Raw genomic sequence first — 24,062 nt, 5'->3', positions numbered from 1 at the left:
AATGAATATGCCGAAAATCCCACTAGGAGCTTGGGTCGATTCTTTAGTGGATTGGATAACTATTGTATTTGCTGGATTATTTACATTTATTACGAATGTAATCGAGGGTCTATTGAATATCTTGGTCGATGTAATGAGTGCAGGACCTTCGATCGTTTTAATCATCGTCCTGACCCTTCTCGTTACTTATACAAGCAGATGGCCATTGGGAGTATTTGCATTCATCAGCTTACTATTGATTGAAAATCTGGGTTATTGGGAATCAAGCATCCAAACTCTGGCAATCGTTATATTGTCAGGAGCTTTAACGATAGTGATCGGGATACCGATCGGAATATGGTGTGCCCAAAATAAAACCGTGCGCAGTATAGTAACCCCGATCTTGGATTTCATGCAAACGATGCCTGCATTCGTTTATTTGATTCCTTCGATATTATTCTTTGGAATAGGGGTAGTGCCTGGGATCATTGCGTCATTCATTTTCGCTATCGCACCGACAATCCGAATGACCAATCTTGGGATTCAGGAAGTGCCTAATGATTTGATCGAGGCATCGGATGCTTTTGGTTCAACCAGCAGCCAAAAGTTATTCAAGGTACAAATACCATTGGCTACTCCAACGATCATGGCAGGAGTTAACCAAAGCATCATGCTCGCACTGTCAATGGTCGTTACAGCCTCATTGGTTGGAGCACCCGGACTTGGGGCTGATGTCTACAGGGCTGTCAGCCAAATTAATGTGGGGCAAGGATTTGAAGCAGGATTATCCATCGTAATCATTGCAATCATTTTAGATCGTATCACGCAAAACCTTCGTAAACCAGCTTACGAACATATCGTTAGCAGGAAAATCATTTTTACAATATTGGCTTTACTTGTTGTGGGTACTGCACTATTCGGTACTTTTACAAAAGAAAAAGCTGTGAACGGGGATGAAAACAGTCTTGCTGCCAAGGCCAATTATGAAATCATCGGAATCGAACCTGGAGCAGGAATAATGAAGTTGACTAAAACGGCTATAGATGATTATAAGCTGGATGATTGGAAAGTGGTTGAAGGGTCATCGGCAGCGATGGTTGCAGAATTGAAAAAAGCAATTGCTAAAAAGGAACCAATCGTCGTTACAGGATGGTCACCGCATTGGATGTTCTCGAAATATGACTTGAAATATCTCGAAGATCCGAATGAATCCTTCGGCAAGGCTGAAAATATTAATTCGATTGCCAGAAAAGGCCTTGAACAAGATGCCCCTGGCGCTTATAAAATTCTTGATCAATTCTTCTGGGATACTAAAGATATGGAAGATGTAATGGTCAAAGTTACTGAAGGTATGTCTCCTTCAGAAGCAGCAGAAAAATGGATAAAGGAAAATCAGGACAAAGTATCCGAATGGACCAAAGGTGCTGAATCAGGAAATGGTGAAAAAATCAAACTGGTTTATGTTGCTTGGGACACTGAAATTGCCAGTACGAATGTGATTGGCAAGGTACTGGAGCAGAATGGCTATGATGTAACATTGAGTCAGGTCGAAGTAGGGCCAATGTTTGCTGGTGTAGCAAACGGAAGTGCGGACGCAATGGTAGCTGCATGGCTCCCGGGAACACATCTTGAATACTATAATAAGTATAAAGATGATATCGTTGACCTTGGACCAAACTTAAAAGGAACAAAGCTTGGTCTGGTCGTACCGGATTACGTCGATATTGATTCGATTGAAGACTTGAAATAAAGAAAAACGCGGGAATTTCAGAGATGAAATTCCCGCGTTTTTTTATTTTAAATGGGAGGGGATTTTTCTATGGCAAAAAAGTGGAAAAGATTTAATAAATTGAAGGAGATTTTTTCTTTCATCAGAAGTAACACATTAACATTGTTTATGTATCCTATTTCAGTTAACAGAAGCGAATATGAAAATTCTTGTTAACCGATATGTTAAAGAACCATTTTATACAAGTTGATTTTATTACAGGTGCAAAAGTAGTTCCCATCCCTAAGAAGTCATAAAGCTTGATGAGAAAGTCTTTTTAAGGGGAATGGTGGCAAAATTGAGAATTTATAAGTGTGGGGTGTGTAAACCAAGCCGTTTTAAAGGAGAAATAAGTTGGCATGGTTTTTGCTTATATAAATAAGAGTAAATCAAGAAAGGAGGGAGAGCTGAATAGCCAACTATTCAGCTTTGTTGGTAAGAGTCTCGGAGAGAATGACAACAATTCAAGTACTCCTCTCCATTGTTTCAGGAACTATTGTCGGATTCTGTTTGCTCGGTGGATGTGGATCAATTTACGGACGATAGGGAATATATCATCGCGATTCCTGGTACAAACAAATATTCCTGGAGTATTTACCTGCAGGGATGTTCAAGATCATAAATATGGCCAAGCAATTACTGCTGCAGGAAGTGGTTGTATGGCTGCTCTGGATTGCGAAAGATATCTTGATGCAAGAGCGATCAAGTAATGGAGACAATCAGTATAACATTGAGAACAAAATATAGGGAGGATTGTAATTATGAAAGAGATCAAAACTATGCAAGAGTTTGACGAGGCGATTTTATCAACAAAACCAGTTGTTGCCAAATTTTATGTTGAATGGTGCCCAGACTGTCAGAATACCAATTTATTCATGCCAATTGTAGAAGAAACGTATATAGAAAAAATAGATATGATTGCAGTAAATCGAGACCATTTTCCGGAACTATTAGAGAAGCTAGATGTGTATGGCATCCCAAGCTTTATTGCTTTTCAAGAAGGGAAGGAACTTAATCGCTTTGTAAGTAAAATCGGAAAAAGCCAGGAAGAGGTTGAACAGTTTCTCAATCAAATCGTAGAAGAAAGTGGAAAATTAAAAAGATAATCATTTACTAGTATTTAATTGGAGGGCGCCTATCAAAAAAGATTCGGTGCAGCTTCCATACAAATCCAATACTGAAACTTAATTAGAGCTGCTCTACTTTGTAACGTTAATCAGAGACCCGCATTAATCTGAAGCCAATAAATATTGAGTAGTTACTCAACATTTATTGGAAATATATTCAAAAAATCATCGGTTTTATCAACTTATTTATTGCATAGGAACTATACAGCGTTTAGGGCTAGAAGAGAAGAATATATAACTTTTAATATAACTTTTTTGCTTTAAGAGATTATGCTCGCATTTGTTGGAGGGGGAGTTGTCGGCGGAACAGTCGGAACTTGGCTGGCAGTGCTCTTAAGCAAACAGAGCGTACGCTCCATTATGTATTTTCCGTGATGTTATGTTGGTCTCCATTTACATGCTAATCATAAATGCTGAAGTGTTAGATTGGCGAGCTACTTTATAAAATTGAGATGAGGAGATTAGAATGGCAAATATAAAGAATGAGACACATTACAAAATTTTGATTGTAGGAGGGGGCAGTGCCGGAATTACGGTTGCAGCTCGTCTCCTGCGTGAATCTCGCACTCTGAGCGGAAACATTGCCATCATTGACCCTGCCACGAAACATTATTATCAGCCATTATGGACACTTGTAGGAGCTGGCGAAGCTGACAAAACTGTGACACAAAGGGAGGAAGCATCCGTAATTCCGAACGGAGCCGTGTGGGTACAGGATGCGGTTAACACATTTGAGCCCGATGAAAATGTTGTTGTAACAGCATCCGGAAAGAAATTACACTACGAATACCTAGTTGTCGCAGCCGGGATTCAAATTGACTGGCATAAAATCAAAGGTTTAAAAGAGAGTATTGGAAAGAATGGGGTATGTAGTAATTACTCTTATGATTATGTTGATGGCACATGGGAGGCGATCAGAAACTTCAAGGGGGGTACTTCCATTTTCACCAATCCGAACACGCCGGTAAAATGCGGTGGGGCTCCTCAAAAGATTATGTATATGGCAGAAGACTATTTCAGAAAATCAGGAGTTCGCGAGCAATCTTCGGTTATTTTTGTTTCAGGGAACCCATCCATATTCAATGTGAAAAAATATGAACAGGCACTAAATAAAGTAATTGAACGAAAAGAAATAGAGACATATTTTATGCATCATCTTGTTGAAATTGATGGTGACAAGAAGCGAGCGACATTTGAAAACCTGAACACAGAAGAGCGCGTGAATATGCAATATGACATGATACATGTGGTACCACCGATGAGCGCTCCTGATTTTATCAAGAATAGTTCGCTCGCGGCAAGTAATGGGTGGCTGAATGTGGACAAATATACACTTCAGCATCAACACTATGACAATGTATTTGGGATAGGGGATTGTACAAACCTGCCTACGTCGAAAACGGGGGCTGCGATTCGCAAACAAGCGCCCGTGCTTGTGCAAAATTTGCTTCATCGGATGTGTGCCAAACTTATGGTTCATAAATATGACGGCTATACATCATGTCCGCTTGTTACCGGATATGGGCGGCTTATCCTGGCTGAGTTCAATTATGATTTACAGCCGCAAGAAACCTTTCCAATCGATCAATCCCGTGAGAGGTTCAGTATGTATTTATTGAAGAAAAACTTGCTTCCCATTATGTATTGGAACGGAATGCTTAAAGGAAAGATGTAAAAACGTTGATAGCCTTAACAAAACAAAAGTATCCGAGGTGCTTGAAAGGAGAAAGATTTATGCTATTGAAGTATTTTTATGATGAGAAACTGGCTCAAGCTTCATACCTTGTGGGGTGTCAGGCTACCGGTGAAGCGATCATTGTCGATCCGTCACGTAATATAGAACCTTATATAAAAACGGCAAGAGCACATGGTGTGAGGATTGTGGGCGTAACGGAAACACACATCCATGCCGATTTTTTGTCTGGTTCGCTGGAGCTGGCTTCCAGGCTTGAAACGACATTGTATTTGTCTGATGAAGGAAGGCCGGACTGGAAATATGAATACGCAACTGGGTATGACCACGGCTTTCTGAGAAATGGAGATGTATTTGCCATTGGAAATATCCATTTTGAGGTGGTACATACGCCAGGACACACACCTGAGCATATATCGCTGCTCGTAACAGATGGGGGTGCGGAGCCACTTGGCATATTTACCGGGGATTTTATATTTGTCGGTGATGTGGGGCGTCCAGACTTATTAGAAAAAGCCGTAGGGGTACATGGTTCCTCAGAAAAAATGGCACGCATGATGTATCGGTCATTGCAACAATTTAAAAACTTTCCAGATTATTTGCAAGTATGGCCAGGGCATGGTGCGGGCAGTGCCTGTGGTAAAGCGCTAGGTGCGATCCCGTCGTCAACCATCGGCTATGAAAAACGGACAAATTGGGCACTGCAATATAATGATGAAAATCTCTTTGTTGAAGCGCTGTTGGCTGGGCAGCCTGAGGCACCCCCTTATTTTTCAATGATGAAGCGGTTGAATAAAGATGGAGCGCAACAAATCCGAAGGATAGCAGCACCACTCCCAATGGTGGGGTCAATAGATACTGTGCAGGAGTGGACGGAACAGGGAATAGTCTTGGATACGCGTCCGGCCAGTGAATTTGCCACCAAGCATATACGAGGCACAATTAATATTCCATATAATAAATCATTTGTAACGTGGGCGGGGTGGCTGTTGGATTATGACTTGCCTATATATCTTCTGGCAAGCAATGATGATGTTGCAGATATTGTGAAAGATCTCCAGTCCATTGGGTTGGATCGCGTCATAGCAACATTGGATTCATATATCATTGAGCAGGCTGGCGAATCTGATTCACATATTATGAAATATGAAGAAGTGACAATGGACATGATCGATGACGCAATACAAACAGAAAGCATATATGTGCTAGATGTCCGAAGCATGGCCGAATGGAAAGAAGGCCATTTTCCACAAGCTAATCATGTCATGCTTGGCCATTTACAAGAACAGGCACCTAAACTTCCACATGATAAACCAATTTTGGTTTATTGCAAAACCGGAGGAAGATCAGCCATCGCCGCAAGCCTTCTGCAAGTTCATGGTTTTAAAGAAGTACAAAGCCTTGTAGGTGGTTATGAGGAATGGAGGAAACGGAAGAATTTGTGACCCACAGGAATCTTAATGAATGTTTTGATTTTATCATCTATAAGAAAATATTTCCTAACATTGCAAAAGTGCTAATGCTTAGGATGAAGGGGTTTTAAAAAAAGACCGCGTTATTAGGGAATTCAAATAAGATATTTTATGAAAATAAGGAGATTTTATAAGAGAAATGAGTTGGCATGACAATTGCTTATATAAAAGGCAGGATACACAAGCAAACATGAGAAGGAGAGATACTCGATGAAATATAATTTTGACCATGAAATCCATCGACTGGGTACTGCCTGTGAAAAGTGGGATAATCTTGAAAATCAATTTGGCGTAAAGGATGTTATTCCGATGTGGGTGGCGGATATGGATTTTAAGTCTCCGCAACCAGTCATCGATGCATTGGAACAACGTGTGGCCCACGGTGTATATGGCTACATGCTTAGACCGGAATCATATATAGAATCCATTGTTGGTTGGCTGAAAAGAAGACATCGATGGTCCGTTGAGAAAGAATGGATTACCCACAGCCCAGGTGTGATTCCAGCCCTATCGTTGGCGATTCAGTCCTTCACGCAGACAGGGGACAAGATTATTATCCAACCGCCTGTTTACCATCATTTTGCCCGTGTGATCCAAGCGAACGGCCGTGAAATTGTAAACAACCCGCTTAAGCTTGAAAATGGGCGTTATTCAATAGATTTCGAAGACCTAGAGGCAAAGATGGATTCAAAAGTGAAAATGTTGATCCTATGTAGTCCCCATAACCCAATAGGAAGGGTATGGAGCAGAGAAGAATTGACGAGACTGGGGCAGCTTTGTATGAAGCACAATATTCTCGTTGTCGCAGATGAAATTCACTTTGACTTTGTTTATAAAACACATACCCATATTCCTTTTGCCTCTATTTCAGAAGAGTTTGCGAACCATTCTCTTACCTGCATTGCTCCAAGCAAAACTTTTAACCTAATGGGTGTGCAGACGTCAAGTATCATTATTCCAAACCAGCAACTCCGTGAAAGGTATGATCAAGAACTTAATACATTATCCATTGGTTCGCCGAACATATTTGGCGTTGTTGCGTTAGAGGCTGCATACCGCTATGGAGAAGAATGGTTGGATCAGCTCCTTGAATATTTGCAGGGGAATCTGGAGTTCACTCTGAGTTACTTCAGCAAAAACATCCCGCAAATCAAAGTCATTCAGCCTGAAGGCTCATACCTTGTATGGCTTGATTGCCGGGACTTGGGAGTTGAAGAAATGGATCAATTTATGTTGCGCCGAGCAAGGGTTGCAATGAATGAAGGGCAGATCTTCGGTATGGAAGGAGAAGGGTTTATGCGACTTAATATCGCTTGCCCGCGTTCGATGTTGAAAAATGCGTTGGGTGGCATTGAAAAAGCTGTTTCCTCTTTGTGCAAAGCGTAGAATTTTATTTTATTATAAAATTAATACATTATTTCATATAGCGCTATAGCAGAGGAGGATAATATGACAGGCTTTATCGGCATACAACAGTTTATTCAAGATTACGCTGAGAACACGGCAGGAATCCTTGGGCTGGATATAACGGTGCTTGATGAAAAGGGCGTTCGCATTAGCGGAACCGGCTACTATAAAGACCTCATTGGCAAAACGGCTCCGGAAGGCTCCTTTTTCAGAATGATATTGGAAACAGGGGAGCCTGGAGTGGTTTACGATGTAAAAAAAAATGAGTCGCAATGTAGGAGTTGTAAATTCGTGAAACAATGCAAAGAACTCGCGACTATCGGGTTTCCTATTGTAAAGCAAGACAAACCGGTTGGCGTCATCGGCATGATTGGTTTTTCCCTTGAACAAAAGGAGAAAATGATTATAGAATCAGAGAATCTGATACAGTTTTTACGCAATGTTAGTACATTGTTAGTCAATAAATTAGCAATGCTGGACCTTGGTAAAGAACAGGGGTGCAAAATTCAAGAAGATATACCGATACCTACGAAATCTATTACCTTTGAAAACATTCTTGGTAAAGATTCCGGGCTTCAAGATGTTATTAAAAAAGCAAAAAGGATTGTAAACAGCCCATCCACTGTGTTGATTAGGGGAGATAGCGGTACGGGGAAGGAATTATTAGCTAAGGCGATTCATTTTGAAAGCAAGCGCCGAATGCATTCATTTGTAGCAGTTAATTGCGCTGCCATACCTGAAAGCTTGTTAGAAAGTGAATTGTTTGGATACGAGGGCGGATCATTTACTGGCTCAAGGCGGAATGGGAAAATGGGGAAATTCGAATTAGCGCACAACGGAACCATTTTTCTTGATGAAATTGGAGATATGCCGCTTTTCTTGCAGCCAAAGTTATTACGGGTTTTACAGGAAAAAGAGATTGAAAGAATAGGTGGTAATAAAGCAATCGAGATTAATGTACGGGTGATTGCAGCCACTCACCGCAACCTGGAGGAAATGGTGAAAAACGGAACTTTTCGCGAGGATTTATATTATCGTCTCAATGTCCTCCCTCTCCATACCAAACCCTTGAAAGAGCGGCGTGATGATATTGCTTTGTATCTAGAACATTTCATTCATAAACATTGTATGATCATGCAAAGGAGTCCACTGAGACTTGACCCCATGCTGGAGCGATGGCTTATTCGTTATGATTGGCCTGGGAATATACGGCAATTGGAAAATGCCGTAGAATATATGGTCAATATGGCCGAATCGGATATTGTGGGCTTTCAAGATTTACCTGACTATCTCTTTCAACAGGATCATCTCTCTGTTGAGTGCAGTGGATTAAGCTTAGAACAAATGATTTCAGAATACGAAAAGGACGTAATCCAGAGCTATTTCCTGGCTGAAAAATATCGAGATGATAAAGAACAGATTGCCAGGGAACTGCAGATTAGCCTGTCTACTCTATATCGCAAGTTGGAAAAGTATAAATTATGTTAACTTCATCTATTTTACTCAAGTAAAATTAATGCGGGAGAGTGCTTATAGCATTTTCTCGTCTGAATTTGAGAGGAGGGGATAAAAGCGGAAGGTAGAGGTATTTTACTAGTTGACAGAAAATTATAAAAATATTTCAATGAAGAAATTTTTCAAAAGAACAACAAGATGAGCCAGCATACAAATTGTATTTTAACGATGAGTAAAAAGGGGGATACTCTATGGGGAAATTAGAAGCAGAGATTAGTAACACCCTAGAAGAGCGAAATTCAAAAGGATCATTACAAAGGAAGCTGCAATCCAGACATTTAACGATGATGGCTATAGGTGGCGCTATTGGAACTGGTTTGTTTGTATCCAGCGGATCGACGATTAGCACTGCGGGGCCGGGGGGAGCGCTTGCTGCATACATTCTGGTAGGAATCATGGTCTATTTTGTCATGAATAGTTTAGGAGAGCTATCGGCCTTCTTACCGGTCCCAGGGGCCTTTGACATCTATGCCTCAAAGTATATTGATCCTGCGTTAGGCTTTGCGTTAGGTTGGAACTATTGGTATACAACCGCGATAACGGTTCCTGCAGATTTGGTGGCCTCTACTCTTATTATGAAGTATTGGTTTCCGGACTCACCTTCTATATTGTGGAGTGCACTATTTCTGGGTTTGTTGCTAATCTTAAATGTTTTATCAGTCAAGGCATATGGGGAAAGTGAATACTGGTTTGCCGGCATTAAGGTCATCTCGATCATCGTATTTCTCGTTATTGGGGTTGCCATGATTTTTGGAATTATGGGAGGACATGCGGTCGGGTTCAGTAACTATACCCAAGGAGATGCTCCTTTCCATGGCGGGCTTGTATCTATCTTTAGTGTAGTGCTCATCGCGGGCTTTGCGTTCCAGGGAACTGAGGTGATTGCAACGGCAGCCGGTGAAACCGAAAATCCATCGAAAAACGTACCGAAAGCGATTCGGTCAATCTTCTGGCGAATCCTTATTTTCTACGTGCTGACGATCTTTATTATCGGTTTGATTATTCCTTATACGGATCCAAACCTGCTTAAATCAGGCGTTCAAAATGTATCTATCAGCCCCTTCACTCTAGTTCTTCAGAGAGCTGGGTTGGCATTTGCTGCGTCCGTCATGAATGCAGTGCTTCTTACATCTGTTTTATCCGCAGCAAATTCAGCAATGTATGCTTCTTCACGTATGCTATGGGCACTAGCGAAAGAAGGAAAGGCACCACGAATCTTTGCAAGGCTTAACAGGAGGGGAATTCCCATGTGGGCCCTTTGTACAACTGCTTTTATAGGACTTGCCTCTTTTTTGGCTTCCCTTTTTGGAAATGGTTCAGTTTTTATTTGGTTGGTAAATGCTTCAGCCCTTACCGGATTTATCAAATGGTTCGGGATTGCCGTTAGTCATTACCGCTTCCGTAAGGCCTATGTAGCCCAAGGCAGAGATCTAAATGAATTGCCGTTTAAAGCCAAATGGTACCCGCTGGGCCCAGTTATCACGCTGTTATTTTTTGTGGTTTTCATTTTTGGGCAGACTCTTTTTTACGGAGATCAAATTAGCTGGGCGGAAATTATAGCGACGTATATAGGTCTTCCTATTTTCTTGCTTCTCTGGCTTGGTTATAAAATCATTAAGAAAACAAAAATGGTTCCACTAATGGAGTGTGATTTTGAGCGCAAAGAATAAGAGGGAAGGCTTGTGTTGAATGTAAGCGTTTAATTTTAAGGGAAATTAAATTCAATTCCGTTTTTTAATAGGATTTTAAAAAAAAGAGGTGGTTTATATGATAAAAGAAACAATCATAACCAATGAAGCTCCCAAGGCTATCGGTCCTTATTCACAAGGTATTAAGGCAGGAAATGTAGTGTATACTTCAGGGCAGCTTCCAATTCAGACTGAAACTGGAGAAATGCCTGATAATATTGAGGAGCAAACAAGGGTGTCATTGGAGAATCTTAAGAAAGTGATAGAAGCGGCGGGATCAAGCTTACAGCAGGTAATAAAAACAACGGTTTTTTTAAGTGATATGAATCACTTTGCCGTGATGAATCAAGTATATGGAGAGTTTTTCCCTGATAATTATCCGGCAAGAAGTGCGGTTGAAGTTGCTCGTTTACCTAAAGATGCTTTTATTGAAATAGAAGCGGTGGCTATTATTTAATTATATATAATTGAAAAGGGAAGATTGATATTCAATTTTCTTTAATGTAATATGGCTAGTCTTAAACAGAAAATATCAAGAGGAGTTTTAAAAATGAATTTAGCACAATTTCCTAGACAGCGATATACACCAACAGATACACCCATTGAGAAATTACATCATTTTTCCGAAGTTCTTGGTGGTCCTTCTATTTATCTTAAACGAGACGATATGCTTGGTCTGACGGCTGGGGGAAATAAAACAAGAAAACTGGAATTCCTTGTTGCCGATGCATTGGAAAAAGGCGCGGATACGTTGATTACATGTGGAGGCATTCAATCAAATCATTGCCGCTTGACAATAGCTGCTGCCGTTAAAGAGAAAATGAAATGCATCCTTGTGTTGGAAGAGGGACTTTCAAAAAATTCAGAGCCGGATTTTAACGGCAACTATTTTCTCTATCATTTATTGGGGGCTGACCAAATTATAGTTGTCCCTAATGGAGCGGACTTAATGCAAGAAATGCAGAAAGTGGCTAAAGAGGTATCAGAGAAAGGACATAGCCCGTACATCATTCCGGTTGGGGGATCGAATGTCATTGGTGCAACGGGATATGTTGCATGCGCACAGGAGATCTTGGCACAGTCCTTTGACCAAGGGATTGATTTGAAAGCAGTTATTTGTGTAAGTGGCAGCGGTGGAATGCATGCTGGTTTGGTGGCCGGATTTCATGGAAACCAAAGTGGAATATCAGTAATTGGAATAAACGTAAGCAGAGGAAAAGCAGAACAAGAAGAGAAAGTTTATCAGCTAGTTAAAGAAACTTTAGCACACATCGGCATTTCAAATGCAATTCCTCGTGAGGCTGTTACGTGCATTGATGAGTATGTCGGACCGGGTTATGCTTTGCCTACACCTGAAATGGTGGAAGCAGTCAAGCTAATGGCAAGAACGGAAGGGATTTTGCTGGATCCAGTATATACGGGTAAAGCGGCAGCGGGACTCATCGATTTAATACAAAAAGGCACCTTTAAGCCTGAGGATAACATTCTATTTGTTCACTCTGGTGGAGCTTCATCGTTATACGCCAATACTTCTCTCTTTAATTGAAATTTGATTATGATATGGCGATAGTGTGAATCAAAAAACAATAAAATAGAAGGCAAAGGAGCTTCTGATTCTAAGATGGATTTATTTGAAAGAGATATATAGAATCAGCCCCATGGAGCCATACCAAATAGTATATGAATGAAATTCATCTGATTTGGTACAGACTTTAACAATGCTTTCTCCTGCTGTGGGATAGAATATGATGAAAATTTCCGCCTCATTAGAATCATAGTTTTTAAGAAAACATTAACCATACATGTCCTTTCCTTCCGCATATTCAGTTTTTTTCAGTCGCTGGTTCAATACCAGCGACTTGGAAAGGAAAAGCTCCATTTGGCTAAGCAGCTTCCAGCTTAACCAAATGGAGCTTTTTAAATCAATGTATGGAAACGAATTTAATCCTCAATTCCTCTTCCGTTACTTCGATCTTTCCTTTCAAATCTTCAGCCAGTAATACATAACTTTTCACGCCAATGAATTCTGAATGTGATATTAAAAAGAATTTTGTTCCTTTTTTATACGCAGAAGGAACATCTTCAATCAACTTAAACATTTTCATCCTTTTTCCACCTTGGATATCATAAATTCGTAACGCGTGTATTCATAACTGCTTTTGTAGTAGACGTAATAGCATTGAACAAGTTGAAAAGGATTGGTCACTACTAAGATAGAACTTCTTCTTTTCACTTTTTATATCATTGATATTTATGAGAGGTCAACTATTATTACAGGTAGATACAAGAAGCAGCTGGCATTGTCATTTGTTTGCGAATTAAGAGTATTCCTAACTTTCTGTGGAATTGCCTATCGTTGAATGTTAAAATTCAGTTGGAAAACAGTGTTTCATGATACATAAGAAAGAGAAAAGTGAAGGCAATCAATTTGTTATTTCTCTATTGAAAAAGCTCTCAAAAAGTGATTTTGGAAGGTGTGGAAATATTGAAACCAATCATATTTGATGTTGATACTGGGATTGATGATGCCATGGCAATGGCATATGCTTTAAATTCTCCGGAATTGGAAGTGCTCGGATTCACCACTTGCTTCGGTAACGTGCCCGTTGTTGAATCGACCCGCAATACACTTGCTGTTTTGGAGAAATTAAACAGGCGTATTCCGGTTTTTGAAGGTGCTGACCAAACTTTGGTGCGCGGAAGGAAGAAGAAATATCCGAAACATGTTCATGGGGAAGACGGGTTAGGAAATACTCTCCAGTTTGAACCAACCATCAAAGCATCACAAGGAAATGCAGCAGATTTCATTATCGATCAAGTGAAAAGCAGACCGCATGAAATTACGATTATTGCAGTTGGACCACTGACTAACATCGCATTGGCGATTAAAAAATCCCCAACGATCATGTCCTTAGTAAAAGAAGTCGTTATTATGGGCGGTGCCGTAAACGTACCAGGAAATGTAACGCCCTATGCTGAAGCGAACATAATATCAGATCCTGAAGCAGCTGATCAGGTATTTGCTTCAGGACTGCCAATCACCCTAGTGGGGCTTGATGTGACACTCCAAACATATTTGTTGAAATCGAATCTTGATGATTGGCGTGCCACTGGTAAGGAAAGCGCCAAATTTTTAGCGGAAATGACCGATTATTATATGAAAGCATATGAAAACTCCCACCCAGGATTGGGCGGTTGCGCCCTTCACGATCCGCTTGCTGTCGGGGTTGCGATTGATTCAAGTTTTGTGAATACAGAATGGATGAACGTCAAGGTGGTAACAGAGGGTGAGGAAACAGGCAGGACAATTGGTCAAGAGGATGGCGAACCTAGAATCCGCGTCTGTACGAATGTGGAAAGTGCTCGGTTTTTGAAACATTTTTTGGAACGGGTTATTTGATCAAGCAACATAATTGAATCATGTATTAAGTATAATTGATATACCGATTCCCGCTATATGACGTATTCTTGCTGTAGCTGAAGTGAGTGATTGGCCGAAAAAAGCGGAGTCAGGACAATATATCTTTGCAAAAAAATGTCCCCTATTCATTCGGATGTCCATTTTTGAATGATTTGGGATTGAATCAATTATAAAGGCGAACAGTATGGAAACATTTGATTTTCAGACTTTAATCAAACGTTTGATTAATTTCCTAGAAAAGAAGTTCTAAAGTCACTATTATTATGGTGTAAACCATATTATTGGATAATGGTTCAAAAATATTGGGTATAAGGAACCTTTTTTACCATAAAAAAGTAAAAAGTTAAAAATTAATTAAAAAAAGGGTTTAAATATTTGGGGAAACAGGTACATAGACTTTCATAATGCCATATTTAGGTTTTTTTCCATAATCATAATTTACCATTTTTCGACTTTGCGCTTATTTATATGGCAGAAAATGTATGGTTCTATTAAAATGTACTATATAAGATAAAAGGAGGATTTTTTCTATGTCACAAATTCGTGTAACACCTTCAGAACTGAAAGATGTAGCTAGACAATATGATAATGAGAGCCAACAAGTAACGGATATGATTGGTCGTTTAGATAGAATGAGAGATCATTTAACTGGTATTTGGGAAGGTTCTTCCAGTGAGGCTTTCGTAGGTCAGTACGAAGAATTAAAGCCCTCATTCATGGATATGGCTCGTTTGTTGAATGAAGTTTCTCAACAATTGAATAAATCAGCTCAAATCCTTGAAGACACAGATAATCAGATTGCTAGTCAAATTCGCGGATAATCATTAGGTCAATGAGATAAAGAATTTTCTAGGAAAAAGCGCCGCGACTCTTTATGAAGATCGTGGTGTTTTTTTGCTTTAAAAGAGGTGGTTTCCATATATATTCAACTGACGATCGATTTAAACAGGTATACAGGGGAAGTGTTTGATTTGCAAGTGTCGAATTACCGCTCCATCAAGAAGGTTGTGGAAATAATATGGCAGGTAAAGGATATTGCCAGTGCACCTAAAGAAGGCTATTGGGTGCGGGTCCAGAATAAAGAGTTCGTATGTTCAGGTTATGAAACCCTGCTTGATAGCGGAATTACGACGGGGGACCGCCTTGAGATCCTCTAATGGATTAAGTGTGGACTCTTTATAGGAAAAAAGTCTAAAGCCCTTTAGCAGGGGTAAAGGAGTTACATAAAATGGATGAGAAAAAATCCTCATATCTGGAGAAAAAAACAGAAGCTGCAATGATGAAGGATGATAAGGGGCATTCGTTCGTTTTCCAACGGGCAAAACTATCGATGCAGGACCCACTGGAATTACAGCTTATTCATGAAGCGGATGATGCTCTCCAGAAACATATAGAAGTGACAGAGGACGAGGTGCAGATCAGAGTAAATCCACCAGCCTCTTTTTTTGTTTTTTCCAAAGCTAAAGATAAAAATCCATTGAGTAGATGGTTATCGTCTTATCAAATCTTGAAGAAAATCAGGAATCATGAATTGAGTCGCCTGCAACTAGTCGTCTGTCCAGAAAATATCGTTTTTGATTCAAGCTTGGCCCCATATTTCCTGCATTATGGCGTAAAAGACAGTTTGCCTCCTTATGAGCATGATCAAGATGAGCTATTTAAAGAAACGAAGGCAACGATTTCGGCGCTTGTGGATGGGCAGTATACATTCGAAGAGTATTTGCTTTACCATAAAACACTAAAACTATCGAACGAATCACAAAGTATATTGGCATCGGGGACTTGGGATGAACTTTCTACTCTCATTCAAACTCGGATAGAAGCTTTAGAGAAGGAAGAAAAAGCATTTGTGCATATCCCTGAAAAGAAATGGAAAACGGGCCGTTATACACTTTGGGGTACGGTGATCGTTCTAGTGCCACTGCTGTTGTTCACGATTTACACACTATTCTTCTCCCAACCTAAGCAGGAGGCATATGTAGAAAGCGGTGAAAGCTTCTTAAAACAAAAATATAGTGAAGTCATTGACCGTTTGGAAAACTATGATCCGAAAAAAATGCCGTATGTCGTTCAGTATGAACTGGCGAAGTCCTACGTCACCTATGAACCGTTGGAGGGAGTAGCTAGGAAAAATGTAGAAAATGCAATCACATTGCAAACGGATAGTCAGTATCTCCTATATTGGATTTATATAGGAAGGGGCATGAGTGAGGACGCGATCGATTTGGCGAGAATCATGGAGGATCGCGAATTGATTATGTATGGGCTGGTAAACCAGAAAGAACAGTTAAAGTTGGACGATAAACTTTCTGGGGAAGAAAAGGAAACACAAATTAAAGAAATCGATACAGAGTTGTCCGAATATGAAAAGGAAATAAAGGAATTGCAAAAGCAAATGGAGGAACAGGAAGATCAAAACCAGCCTGCAACAGAGTCCAATATAGAGGATAAAGGCGCAGCGGAAGCAAAACCTGCTGTAAAAGAAAAAGCGGAAAAGGAATCTGCTTCTAAGGATTCCTCCAATAAATCATCTGAAGAAAAAGAGAAAAGCAAAGAGTGAGCATTGTGCCTTTTGCGGAGGTGAGATTTAATGAGTTTATTATGGATTTATTCTAAGGAGACCTACCAATCCTATACGATCAAGGATGATCATAACGGTCCAATTACGATTGGGCCATCAAAACAGGATACGATCACGGTTTATTCGATTCCCTTTGAACATGGTCCCATCAAGCTGAAAAAACATGAAGGACTTGATGGATATGAGGTGTATAGAGAGGACAAGAAGCTTGGCGATGTAAAGCCATTCCAAAGCTTCACCTTTCATGAAGGAGAAGAAACGGTCGAGATTTTTTATACAGCAGGGGAATTGGAAGAAAGCCTCTATTATATAGGCAATTTGAAAGAAATCAATTTATCGGCCAAGGTGGGAGCGACTATCCGTAAAGAAGGACCAGTTTCCGGCAATGGATTTTCCTTTTTGCTTCATAAAGGGCAGTGGCTTCTCATGCCAAAGGAAAATAGCACGATATTCCTGAATGGTGAAAGGGTGACGAAGCCTGTTCCCATTCAAAATGGTGATCTGATTTGCTGGCCGAATATGGCGCTGAGGTTGGTTGAAGGCGACTTATTGATGATTCACTGTGCCGAGAGTTATGAAACCTCTTTATCTAAAATGAAGAAGCCAATCTCTGAAATGAAAAAAAACTATCCCCAATATCGCAGGACACCAAGGATGATCTACGAATTGCCGGATGAGAAAGTGACAATATCTTTTCCGAGCCAGGAATCGGAAGATAATAATAGAGGGTTATGGCTAATCCTTATGCCGCCTTTAATGATGTTAATCGTCATGGGGGTCATCACGGTCATTCAGCCTCGGGGCATTTTCATCATCATATCGATTGTGATGTTCACAACGACTTTAGTTACCTCGACGGTACAATATTTTAAAGACAAAAAGAAGCAAAAATCCAGAGAAGAAAAACGTCAACGTGTATATACCAGGTATCTAGAGCAGAAGAGGGAAGAGTTGCAAGAGCTGTCTGAAAAACAAAAGGATGTGCTGTTCTATCATTACCCTTCCTTTGAAAGGATGAAGCTTCTAACTGATAGTATTAGCGACCGTATATGGGAGCGAACTTTGGAAAGTGAAGATGCCCTGCACTTTAAGATCGGAACGGCGACCATACCCTCAAGTTATGAGGTATCGGTAAATAGCAGCGATATGTCCAATCGGGATATAGATGATTTACTTGAGCAGTCGCAAGAACTTGTGGATGTATACAAAAACCTGGATGATCTTCCGTTATCCATCGATTTATCAAGCGGATCGATGGGCCTGGTCGGAAAGGAGTCGATTGTTAAACGGGAGCTGCAACAATTGATTGGGCAGCTGGCCTTTTTTCATAGTTATCATGATGTTCGATTTGTGGCCATTTTTCCGGAAAAGGATTACCAAGAATGGGAATGGATGAAATGGCTCCCTCATTTTCAATTGCCGCATGTCTATGCAAAAGGCTTTATATATAATGAGCAATCACGTGACCAGCTACTGACATCGATTTATCAGCTATTGAGGGAAAGAGATTTGGATGAGAACAAAGGGAAAGTGAGATTCACTCCCCATTTTGTCTTTATTGTCACGGATCGTAATTTAATTGCGGAGCATGTCATATTGGAATATTTAGAAGGTAAAACAGACGATTTAGGTATCTCGACGATTTTTGCAGCGGATGCAAAAGAAAGTTTGACTGAAAATGTCCATACGCTTGTGAAGTATATAAATGATCTTGAAGGTGAAATTCTCATTCAGCAAACGAAGGCCGTACATACTCCTTTTAAACTTGATGCCCATTCAAAAGAAGGGAATGAGCGCTATGCACGTACGCTGCGCTCACTAGATCATCAAAAAGGCATGAACAATTCCATACCGGAAACGGTATCATTTCTGGAATTATTGAAAGTACGTGAAGTGGAAGATCTGCCTATTAGCCAGAACTGGCGGACCAATCAGTCTTCCAAATCCTTGGCAGTTCCCATTGGATTGAAAGGGAAAACGGATAGGGTTGAATTGAACTTGCATGAAAAGGCGCATGGCCCCCATGGATTGGTTGCTGGAACGACAGGTTCGGGGAAGAGTGAATTACTGCAAACCTACATCCTATCATTAGCCGTTCATTATCATCCACATGAAGTTGCCTTTTTGCTCATTGATTATAAAGGTGGGGGAATGGCACAGCCATTCAGGCAGATTCCGCATCTGCTCGGAGTCATTACGAATATTGAGGGAAGCAAGAACTTCAGTGCCAGGGCACTAGCCTCCATCAATAGTGAATTGAAGAAACGCCAGCGCTTGTTCGATCGATATGAAGTCAACCATATCAATGATTACACGGACTTATACAAAGAAGGCAAAGCGGATGAACCGTTACCGCATTTATTTTTGATATCAGATGAGTTTGCGGAACTTAAAAACGAAGAACCAGATTTCATCCGTGAATTAGTGAGTACGGCGCGTATTGGACGGAGCTTGGGAGTTCATTTAATTCTGGCTACACAAAAGCCAGGCGGTGTAATTGATAACCAGATTTGGAGCAATGCCCGTTTTAAAATTTCCTTGAAAGTGCAGGATGCCAATGATAGTAAGGAAATTCTTAAAAATAGCGATGCGGCAAATATTACTGTCACCGGACGGGGATATTTACAGGTAGGAAATAACGAGGTGTACGAATTGTTCCAGTCTGCGTGGAGCGGTGCACCATATTTAGAGGATACGGTTGGATCTGAGGATGAAGTGGCACTTGTCACAGACCTCGGCCTTGTTCAAATCTCAAATGTATCGGAACAGATCACTAATAAGAGAAAAGAAAAGATTAGTGAAATTGAAGCCGTGGCAGATCGAATTGTGGCGACACAGGAAGTAATGGAGATTAAGAAGTTGGCAAGCCCGTGGCTGCCCCCTCTTTCAGATCGTTTATCGAGAAACGCTGAAAGAAGCTTGACAAGCAATCAATTCCACTTGGGAATGAAGGATGAGCCCGAATTGCAGAGCCAGACAAATTATGTATATAACTGGATTGATGATGGGAATGTTGGGGTTTTTGGTTCTTCCGGATACGGCAAGTCAACCACCGTTTTGACACTCCTCTTTAGTTTTGCAGATCAATTCAGTCCAAAAGAGCTGCATTATTATATTTTCGATTTCGGGAATAGTGCTCTATTGCCAATGCGACAGCTGCCTCATACAGGGGAATACTTTAGGTTCGATGAGATAAGGAAAATTGAAAAATTCATGTTATTCATGAAGGCGGAAATGGAAAGGCGTAAGCAGCTTTTTTCAGAAAAGGAGCTTAGTAACATTAAGCTTTATAATGCATTAGTGGAAGAAAAATTGCCGATTATTTATATCGTGGTCGACAATTTCGACTTAGTGAAGGATGAGATGCAGGACCTGGAAGCGCAATTTGTTCAGTTTGCACGTGATGGACAATCACTTGGAATATTCATGATTTTAACGGCAACGAGAATCAATGCGATTCGCCAGCCGTTAATGAATAGTCTTAAGACGAAAATCGTCCATTACTTAATGGACAGTTCGGAACAATATTCAGTTCTGGGGAGAACCCCTTATGAAAATGAACCTGTTCCGGGTAGGGCGTTGGTGAAAAAGGACCAAACCTATCTCACGCAGGTTTATCTACCAGCCGATGGTGCGGATGATATAGCCGTTTTGGAAGAAATGAAACAAGCCGTGGCAGAACATAAGGTTAAATATAAGGAAACAGCCAAACCGCCGGCGATTCCGATGTTACCGGCACGTCTTGATTCCAGCAGCTTCAAGCGTTATTGCTCACAAGCCATTAAGAAGGATTCCATTCCAATCGGGCTTTCAGAGGAAAGTGTTGCACCTGTTTTCGTGGAGTTGAATTCCAATCCATTCCTGCTTGTCGTAGGACAGTCACGTAAAGGGAAAACGAATGTCCTTAAAGTGCTCTTGGAATCGTTGCTTACACAGGCAATTGGGGAAGTTGGTTTATTTGACGGAGTTGACCGTGGCCTATCTTCTTATGCTTTAGAGGAGAAGGTGAGCTATTTGGAAACAAAAGATCAGATAACCGAATGGCTCGATCATATCACTGAAATATTTGAAGAACGTGAACGAAGTTATCTAGCGGCATTGGAAATGAAACCGATGAAGCAACTGGAATTCCCACAGATCATGTTTGTCATAGATAGCATTTCAAGGATCCAGCAAACGATAGATGGCAGGATTCAAGATAGGATCAGCGGTTTGATGAAACAGTACAGCCATCTAGGCTTTAGTCTGATTGTCGCTGGAAATGCCAACGACTTCACGAAGGGGTATGATTCTTTGACAACCGAACTGAAACAAGTCAGACAGGCTGTTTTGCTTCTTAAAAAATCGGACCAAAGCTTGTATACCCTCTCCTATTCCAGAAAAGAAGAAGAAATACAGCCGGGTTACGGATACTTTGTGCTGAATGGCCAGGAGAGTAAAATCCAAATACCACTAAGTGAAGAAAGAAGGAGAGTGCAAGAGAGTGTCTGAAAAAATAAAACCGATGCTATTAATCGGTAAAATACTGGTGATCTTAGCGCTGCCAATCTTGTTTTTTTCTTATATTGGCCAAAATCCAATGAAAAAGACAGAAACGGCTTCTCGTGAAATCGCCATTGTAAATGAAGATAATGGCACTGAATTTAATAATAATCCTATTTTCGTGGGCTCAGAGCTTGTTACAACATTGGACAAGGATTCTGAATATGAGTGGTTTGTGGTTAATAGAAGTACGGCGGAAAGTGGACTTGCAAATGAAAAGTATGATGCAGTTATATATTTTCCATCCGATTTTTCAGAGAATATTTATACGTTCGATGATGAACAGCCTGTCAAGGCAGGGATAAAGTACAAGGTACAACCTAGTTTGAATGCAGAGAACATGGAAAAGGTACAAAAGGAATTAGAGAAGACGAAGAGTAAAATGAATAAGCATATTTCAACACAGTATTGGAGCTATGTTTCCCAATCGGTCGAGGACATCCGTAAGAAGTTCGATAATGTCCTTGCTAAAGAAATCGCTTTTCAAAACACGATGTATGAGTTTTATACTCCAAGCTCGGAAAGCCTTGCCGGCGAAATCAAGCAGCATAAGGACATGCTTGAAGGAGTCTTTGCCCAAACGAAGGATGCTGGCAAAACGAGTAATGAAACAATGGATGAAATAGGGAACACCAAGACTCAAATGGCTTCTTTTGTAGAAGATGTAGTTTCTTTCGAGGAATATCAAAAATCTCAAAGTATTCTTTTTGAGAAGGCTTCGGCTCAGAATCAGCACCTTGTCAACGAGAGTGTTCAATCTTATGACAAGGTGCTGAATGAGGGGAACCAGTCGTTACCGGAGATTCAGCAAGGGATGAATACGAAATACAGCCTTAATGATCAAGGCATTAGTGAGAATGTTGGAATCATGCAGCAGAAACTCGATTCCAGCAGTAATGAATTGGAACAATTTTCAACAAGCATGAAAGACAAACAAGTAGAACAAATTACGAAAATCACCCAAGATCAACAAAGCTCGATTGAACAATTGAAACAATCTGAAGAGGCGGGTCTTGATAACCTTCAGTCTACCTTGCTTGTGCAAAGAGGAAATCTTGCAAGCAGCTCAGGTGATGGGGAGGTTATTGGTGAAGGAACGAAGCCTATAGAAGATATTGAAACGGAAACGGGCAAAGGTGAATCGGTTGCTGCACCTGAAAAGAAGGACCCGATTGATGAACTGTCGCTACAGGTACTGCTGGAACAAATCAATGGGATCAACACGGCACTTCAAGGTTTGGTGCCAGCAGAAGGAAGTGAAGGTGCTGCTGAACAAATCAACATCCTTACAGCAGAACTCCAAACGGAAATCAATAATCTCAGCGGAACGGTAAACGGCAGGACAGGAAATTATAACCAAGTGATAACTGAGTTTAATACACTGGTAGATTCATATAATGATCTGCTGGCGCAGTTTACGCAATTACAAGCTGATTATAATGAACTCGGCACGAATTATAAGGATTTAGGTGACCAATGGAAAAAGTCACAGGAAGATATTCAAAAATTACAGGACATCCAGAGTATGACAATCGATGAGGCCATTGCAGAAATCAAGACTCTCGAACGGTCACTTCTTGAAAAAGTGGGGGGAGAAAGGCGAGCGGTGCTGGTGAGGGCCTTTGAGAATCCTATCACCAACCAGGATTCAACTACCCTCCTTGCCTATTACGGTTCTCTCTCATCTTATGGTGAATTGGCTGAAAGAGTCACGGAAGCAAATGTAGATAAGGTATTTGCAGCCAATATAAAAGAATTGGAAAACTTGAAAAATGGGGTTTCCGGAAACGTAGATGAAGAAGCGAAACTCGTTAAAGCCAGCTTAGCAGGAGTCAATGAGAACTTCGGCATGTTCTCAGATTCCATTAAGGGTTATATGAAAGAATATGATGCTAACGTTGAAACGGGACAGAAAGCCACTTTAGCTGAATTAGCGGCAATTACCGGGAAGGCTCAAGAAGTGTCTTCCAATTTGTCAGATCATATGGAAGTTCCTGAAATGGAAGCTGAACCTCCAGTTAATCTTGATGGAGAAATGTTTGTATCACTTCAAGACAATACGGCAACAACTGTCGGCTTCATTTCCGAACTTGTCAATTCTGTAGCGGAACGACAGGACACGGTCACGAAGGATACAGCGGACCTGCAAGCGAAAGTGGGGTCAGTACAGGAAAGGGCCGATCAGCTTAATGACAATTGGTCCCAAAATGTAGACTCAACCGAAAGAATCAAGACGGACGTATATAGTGTCTTGAACAACACTCTAGTCGATGATCAGCAGAACGGGTATGTGTACGAATATTTAGCGAATCCCATACAAATCAGCGGGGAAGTCCTTCATCAGGAAAAGGTTAATATCCCGCCGATCGTCATGTTGGTGATCATACTCATTTCTGGGTTATTGATCGGTTTCTTCCTGCATCATTATGAAACCATCCCGATGATGGTCCATGCGGCCTTGTTTACCTTATTGAACCTGATCGTAGGTTTAATCATCAGCATGTATGGTTTGAAAATCTATCCGTTGGGAGATATGCAGGAGATTAAATGGACCGTTTTCACCGTCTTGCTTTTATTCTTCTGTTCAGCGTTTACCCGACTTGCCTTCTCGATTGGGCCGTTTGTCGGTGCTATCCTGGTGATTGGTTTGATCAGTTTCTTTACCATTCCATTATTGGATTTAATCATGCCTAATTTCAATGTAGACCACCCGGTTGCGGACGTATACATGTCCATTCAATTCGGTAATCAGTCGGCATTCATTCCGGCTAGTATCATCTTGATTGTACTGACGCTTATTGCAACGATCATTCCATATATAGTGAAGCGTCTTACAGAAAGAAGAGCAATGGCCCATGAAGTGGAATAA

17 protein-coding genes are annotated in these 24,062 nt (G+C 40.7%); 16 read left to right on the top strand and 1 reads right to left on the bottom strand.

The features are described 5' to 3' along the window. Position 1 precedes the first annotated feature (1 nt). The 10 genes from J7J00_RS21805 (at position 2) to cuyA (ending at position 12,195) form a co-directional block, all read left to right on the top strand. Positions 2–1,729, top strand: coding sequence for a glycine betaine ABC transporter substrate-binding protein (locus tag J7J00_RS21805; protein WP_214794555.1), 1,728 nt, complete (start codon positions 2–4; stop codon positions 1,727–1,729). Positions 1,730–2,371: 642 nt separating this feature from the next. Next, positions 2,372–2,494 (top strand): hypothetical protein, encoded by a 123-nt coding sequence (locus J7J00_RS28960; RefSeq protein ID WP_396020597.1) that lies wholly within the window; start codon positions 2,372–2,374, stop codon positions 2,492–2,494. A gap of 14 nt (positions 2,495–2,508) precedes the next feature. Beyond that, on the top strand, positions 2,509–2,853 hold the full coding sequence (locus J7J00_RS21800) for a thioredoxin family protein (RefSeq protein WP_214794554.1): 345 nt from the start codon (positions 2,509–2,511) through the stop codon (positions 2,851–2,853). A gap of 487 nt (positions 2,854–3,340) precedes the next feature. Next, a complete protein-coding gene (locus tag J7J00_RS21795) occupies positions 3,341–4,549 on the top strand; it encodes an FAD/NAD(P)-binding oxidoreductase (RefSeq protein WP_214794552.1) in 1,209 nt (402 codons plus the stop codon). A gap of 59 nt (positions 4,550–4,608) precedes the next feature. Then, positions 4,609–6,012 (top strand): MBL fold metallo-hydrolase, encoded by a 1,404-nt coding sequence (locus J7J00_RS21790; RefSeq protein WP_214794550.1) that lies wholly within the window; start codon positions 4,609–4,611, stop codon positions 6,010–6,012. 237 nt (positions 6,013–6,249) lie between these two features. Further along, positions 6,250–7,425: a MalY/PatB family protein gene (locus tag J7J00_RS21785; protein WP_214794548.1), complete on the top strand. Its 1,176-nt coding sequence runs from the start codon at positions 6,250–6,252 to the stop codon at positions 7,423–7,425. Between the two features lie 63 nt (positions 7,426–7,488). After that, positions 7,489–8,934: a sigma-54 interaction domain-containing protein gene (locus J7J00_RS21780; protein ID WP_214794546.1), complete on the top strand. Its 1,446-nt coding sequence runs from the start codon at positions 7,489–7,491 to the stop codon at positions 8,932–8,934. Between the two features lie 218 nt (positions 8,935–9,152). Next, positions 9,153–10,631, top strand: coding sequence for an amino acid permease (locus J7J00_RS21775; protein ID WP_214794544.1), 1,479 nt, complete (start codon positions 9,153–9,155; stop codon positions 10,629–10,631). Positions 10,632–10,728: 97 nt separating this feature from the next. Further along, the gene (locus J7J00_RS21770) at positions 10,729–11,106 is read left to right on the top strand and encodes a RidA family protein (RefSeq protein ID WP_098373527.1); all 378 of its coding nucleotides are present in this window, start codon (positions 10,729–10,731) and stop codon (positions 11,104–11,106) included. 93 nt (positions 11,107–11,199) lie between these two features. Further along, positions 11,200–12,195 (top strand): D-cysteate sulfo-lyase, encoded by a 996-nt coding sequence (cuyA, locus tag J7J00_RS21765; RefSeq protein WP_214794542.1) that lies wholly within the window; start codon positions 11,200–11,202, stop codon positions 12,193–12,195. A gap of 376 nt (positions 12,196–12,571) precedes the next feature. On the opposite strand, the gene J7J00_RS21760 is transcribed toward cuyA, so the two are convergent. Then, on the bottom strand, positions 12,572–12,754 hold the full coding sequence (locus tag J7J00_RS21760; RefSeq protein WP_214794540.1) for a hypothetical protein: 183 nt from the start codon (positions 12,752–12,754) through the stop codon (positions 12,572–12,574). Between the two features lie 380 nt (positions 12,755–13,134). Between J7J00_RS21760 and J7J00_RS21755 the strand changes: the two genes are divergently transcribed. From J7J00_RS21755 to esaA, 6 genes are all read left to right on the top strand, one after another. After that, on the top strand, positions 13,135–14,049 hold the full coding sequence (locus J7J00_RS21755; RefSeq protein ID WP_214794538.1) for a nucleoside hydrolase: 915 nt from the start codon (positions 13,135–13,137) through the stop codon (positions 14,047–14,049). 551 nt (positions 14,050–14,600) lie between these two features. Beyond that, entirely contained in the window at positions 14,601–14,891 is a 291-nt protein-coding gene (locus tag J7J00_RS21750) for a WXG100 family type VII secretion target (protein ID WP_034306171.1), read from the top strand. 96 nt (positions 14,892–14,987) lie between these two features. After that, complete coding sequence (yukD, locus tag J7J00_RS21745) at positions 14,988–15,227, top strand: ESX secretion system protein YukD (protein ID WP_053537134.1); 240 nt, start codon at positions 14,988–14,990, stop codon at positions 15,225–15,227. 71 nt (positions 15,228–15,298) lie between these two features. Then, the gene (gene essB / locus J7J00_RS21740) at positions 15,299–16,630 is read left to right on the top strand and encodes a type VII secretion protein EssB (protein ID WP_214794536.1); all 1,332 of its coding nucleotides are present in this window, start codon (positions 15,299–15,301) and stop codon (positions 16,628–16,630) included. Positions 16,631–16,660: 30 nt separating this feature from the next. Then, positions 16,661–21,142, top strand: coding sequence for a type VII secretion protein EssC (gene essC / locus J7J00_RS21735; RefSeq protein WP_214794534.1), 4,482 nt, complete (start codon positions 16,661–16,663; stop codon positions 21,140–21,142). Next, entirely contained in the window at positions 21,135–24,062 is a 2,928-nt protein-coding gene (gene esaA / locus J7J00_RS21730; protein WP_214794531.1) for a type VII secretion protein EsaA, read from the top strand. The genes essC and esaA overlap by 8 nt, the downstream gene beginning before the upstream one ends.

This window comes from Bacillus sp. ISL-4 (genome assembly GCF_018613275.1).
Taxonomy (GTDB): domain Bacteria; phylum Bacillota; class Bacilli; order Bacillales; family DSM-1321; genus Peribacillus; species Peribacillus simplex_E.
The sequence above is the reverse complement of the archived record's forward strand: the minus strand, read 5'-3'. Positions and strand labels throughout refer to the sequence as shown.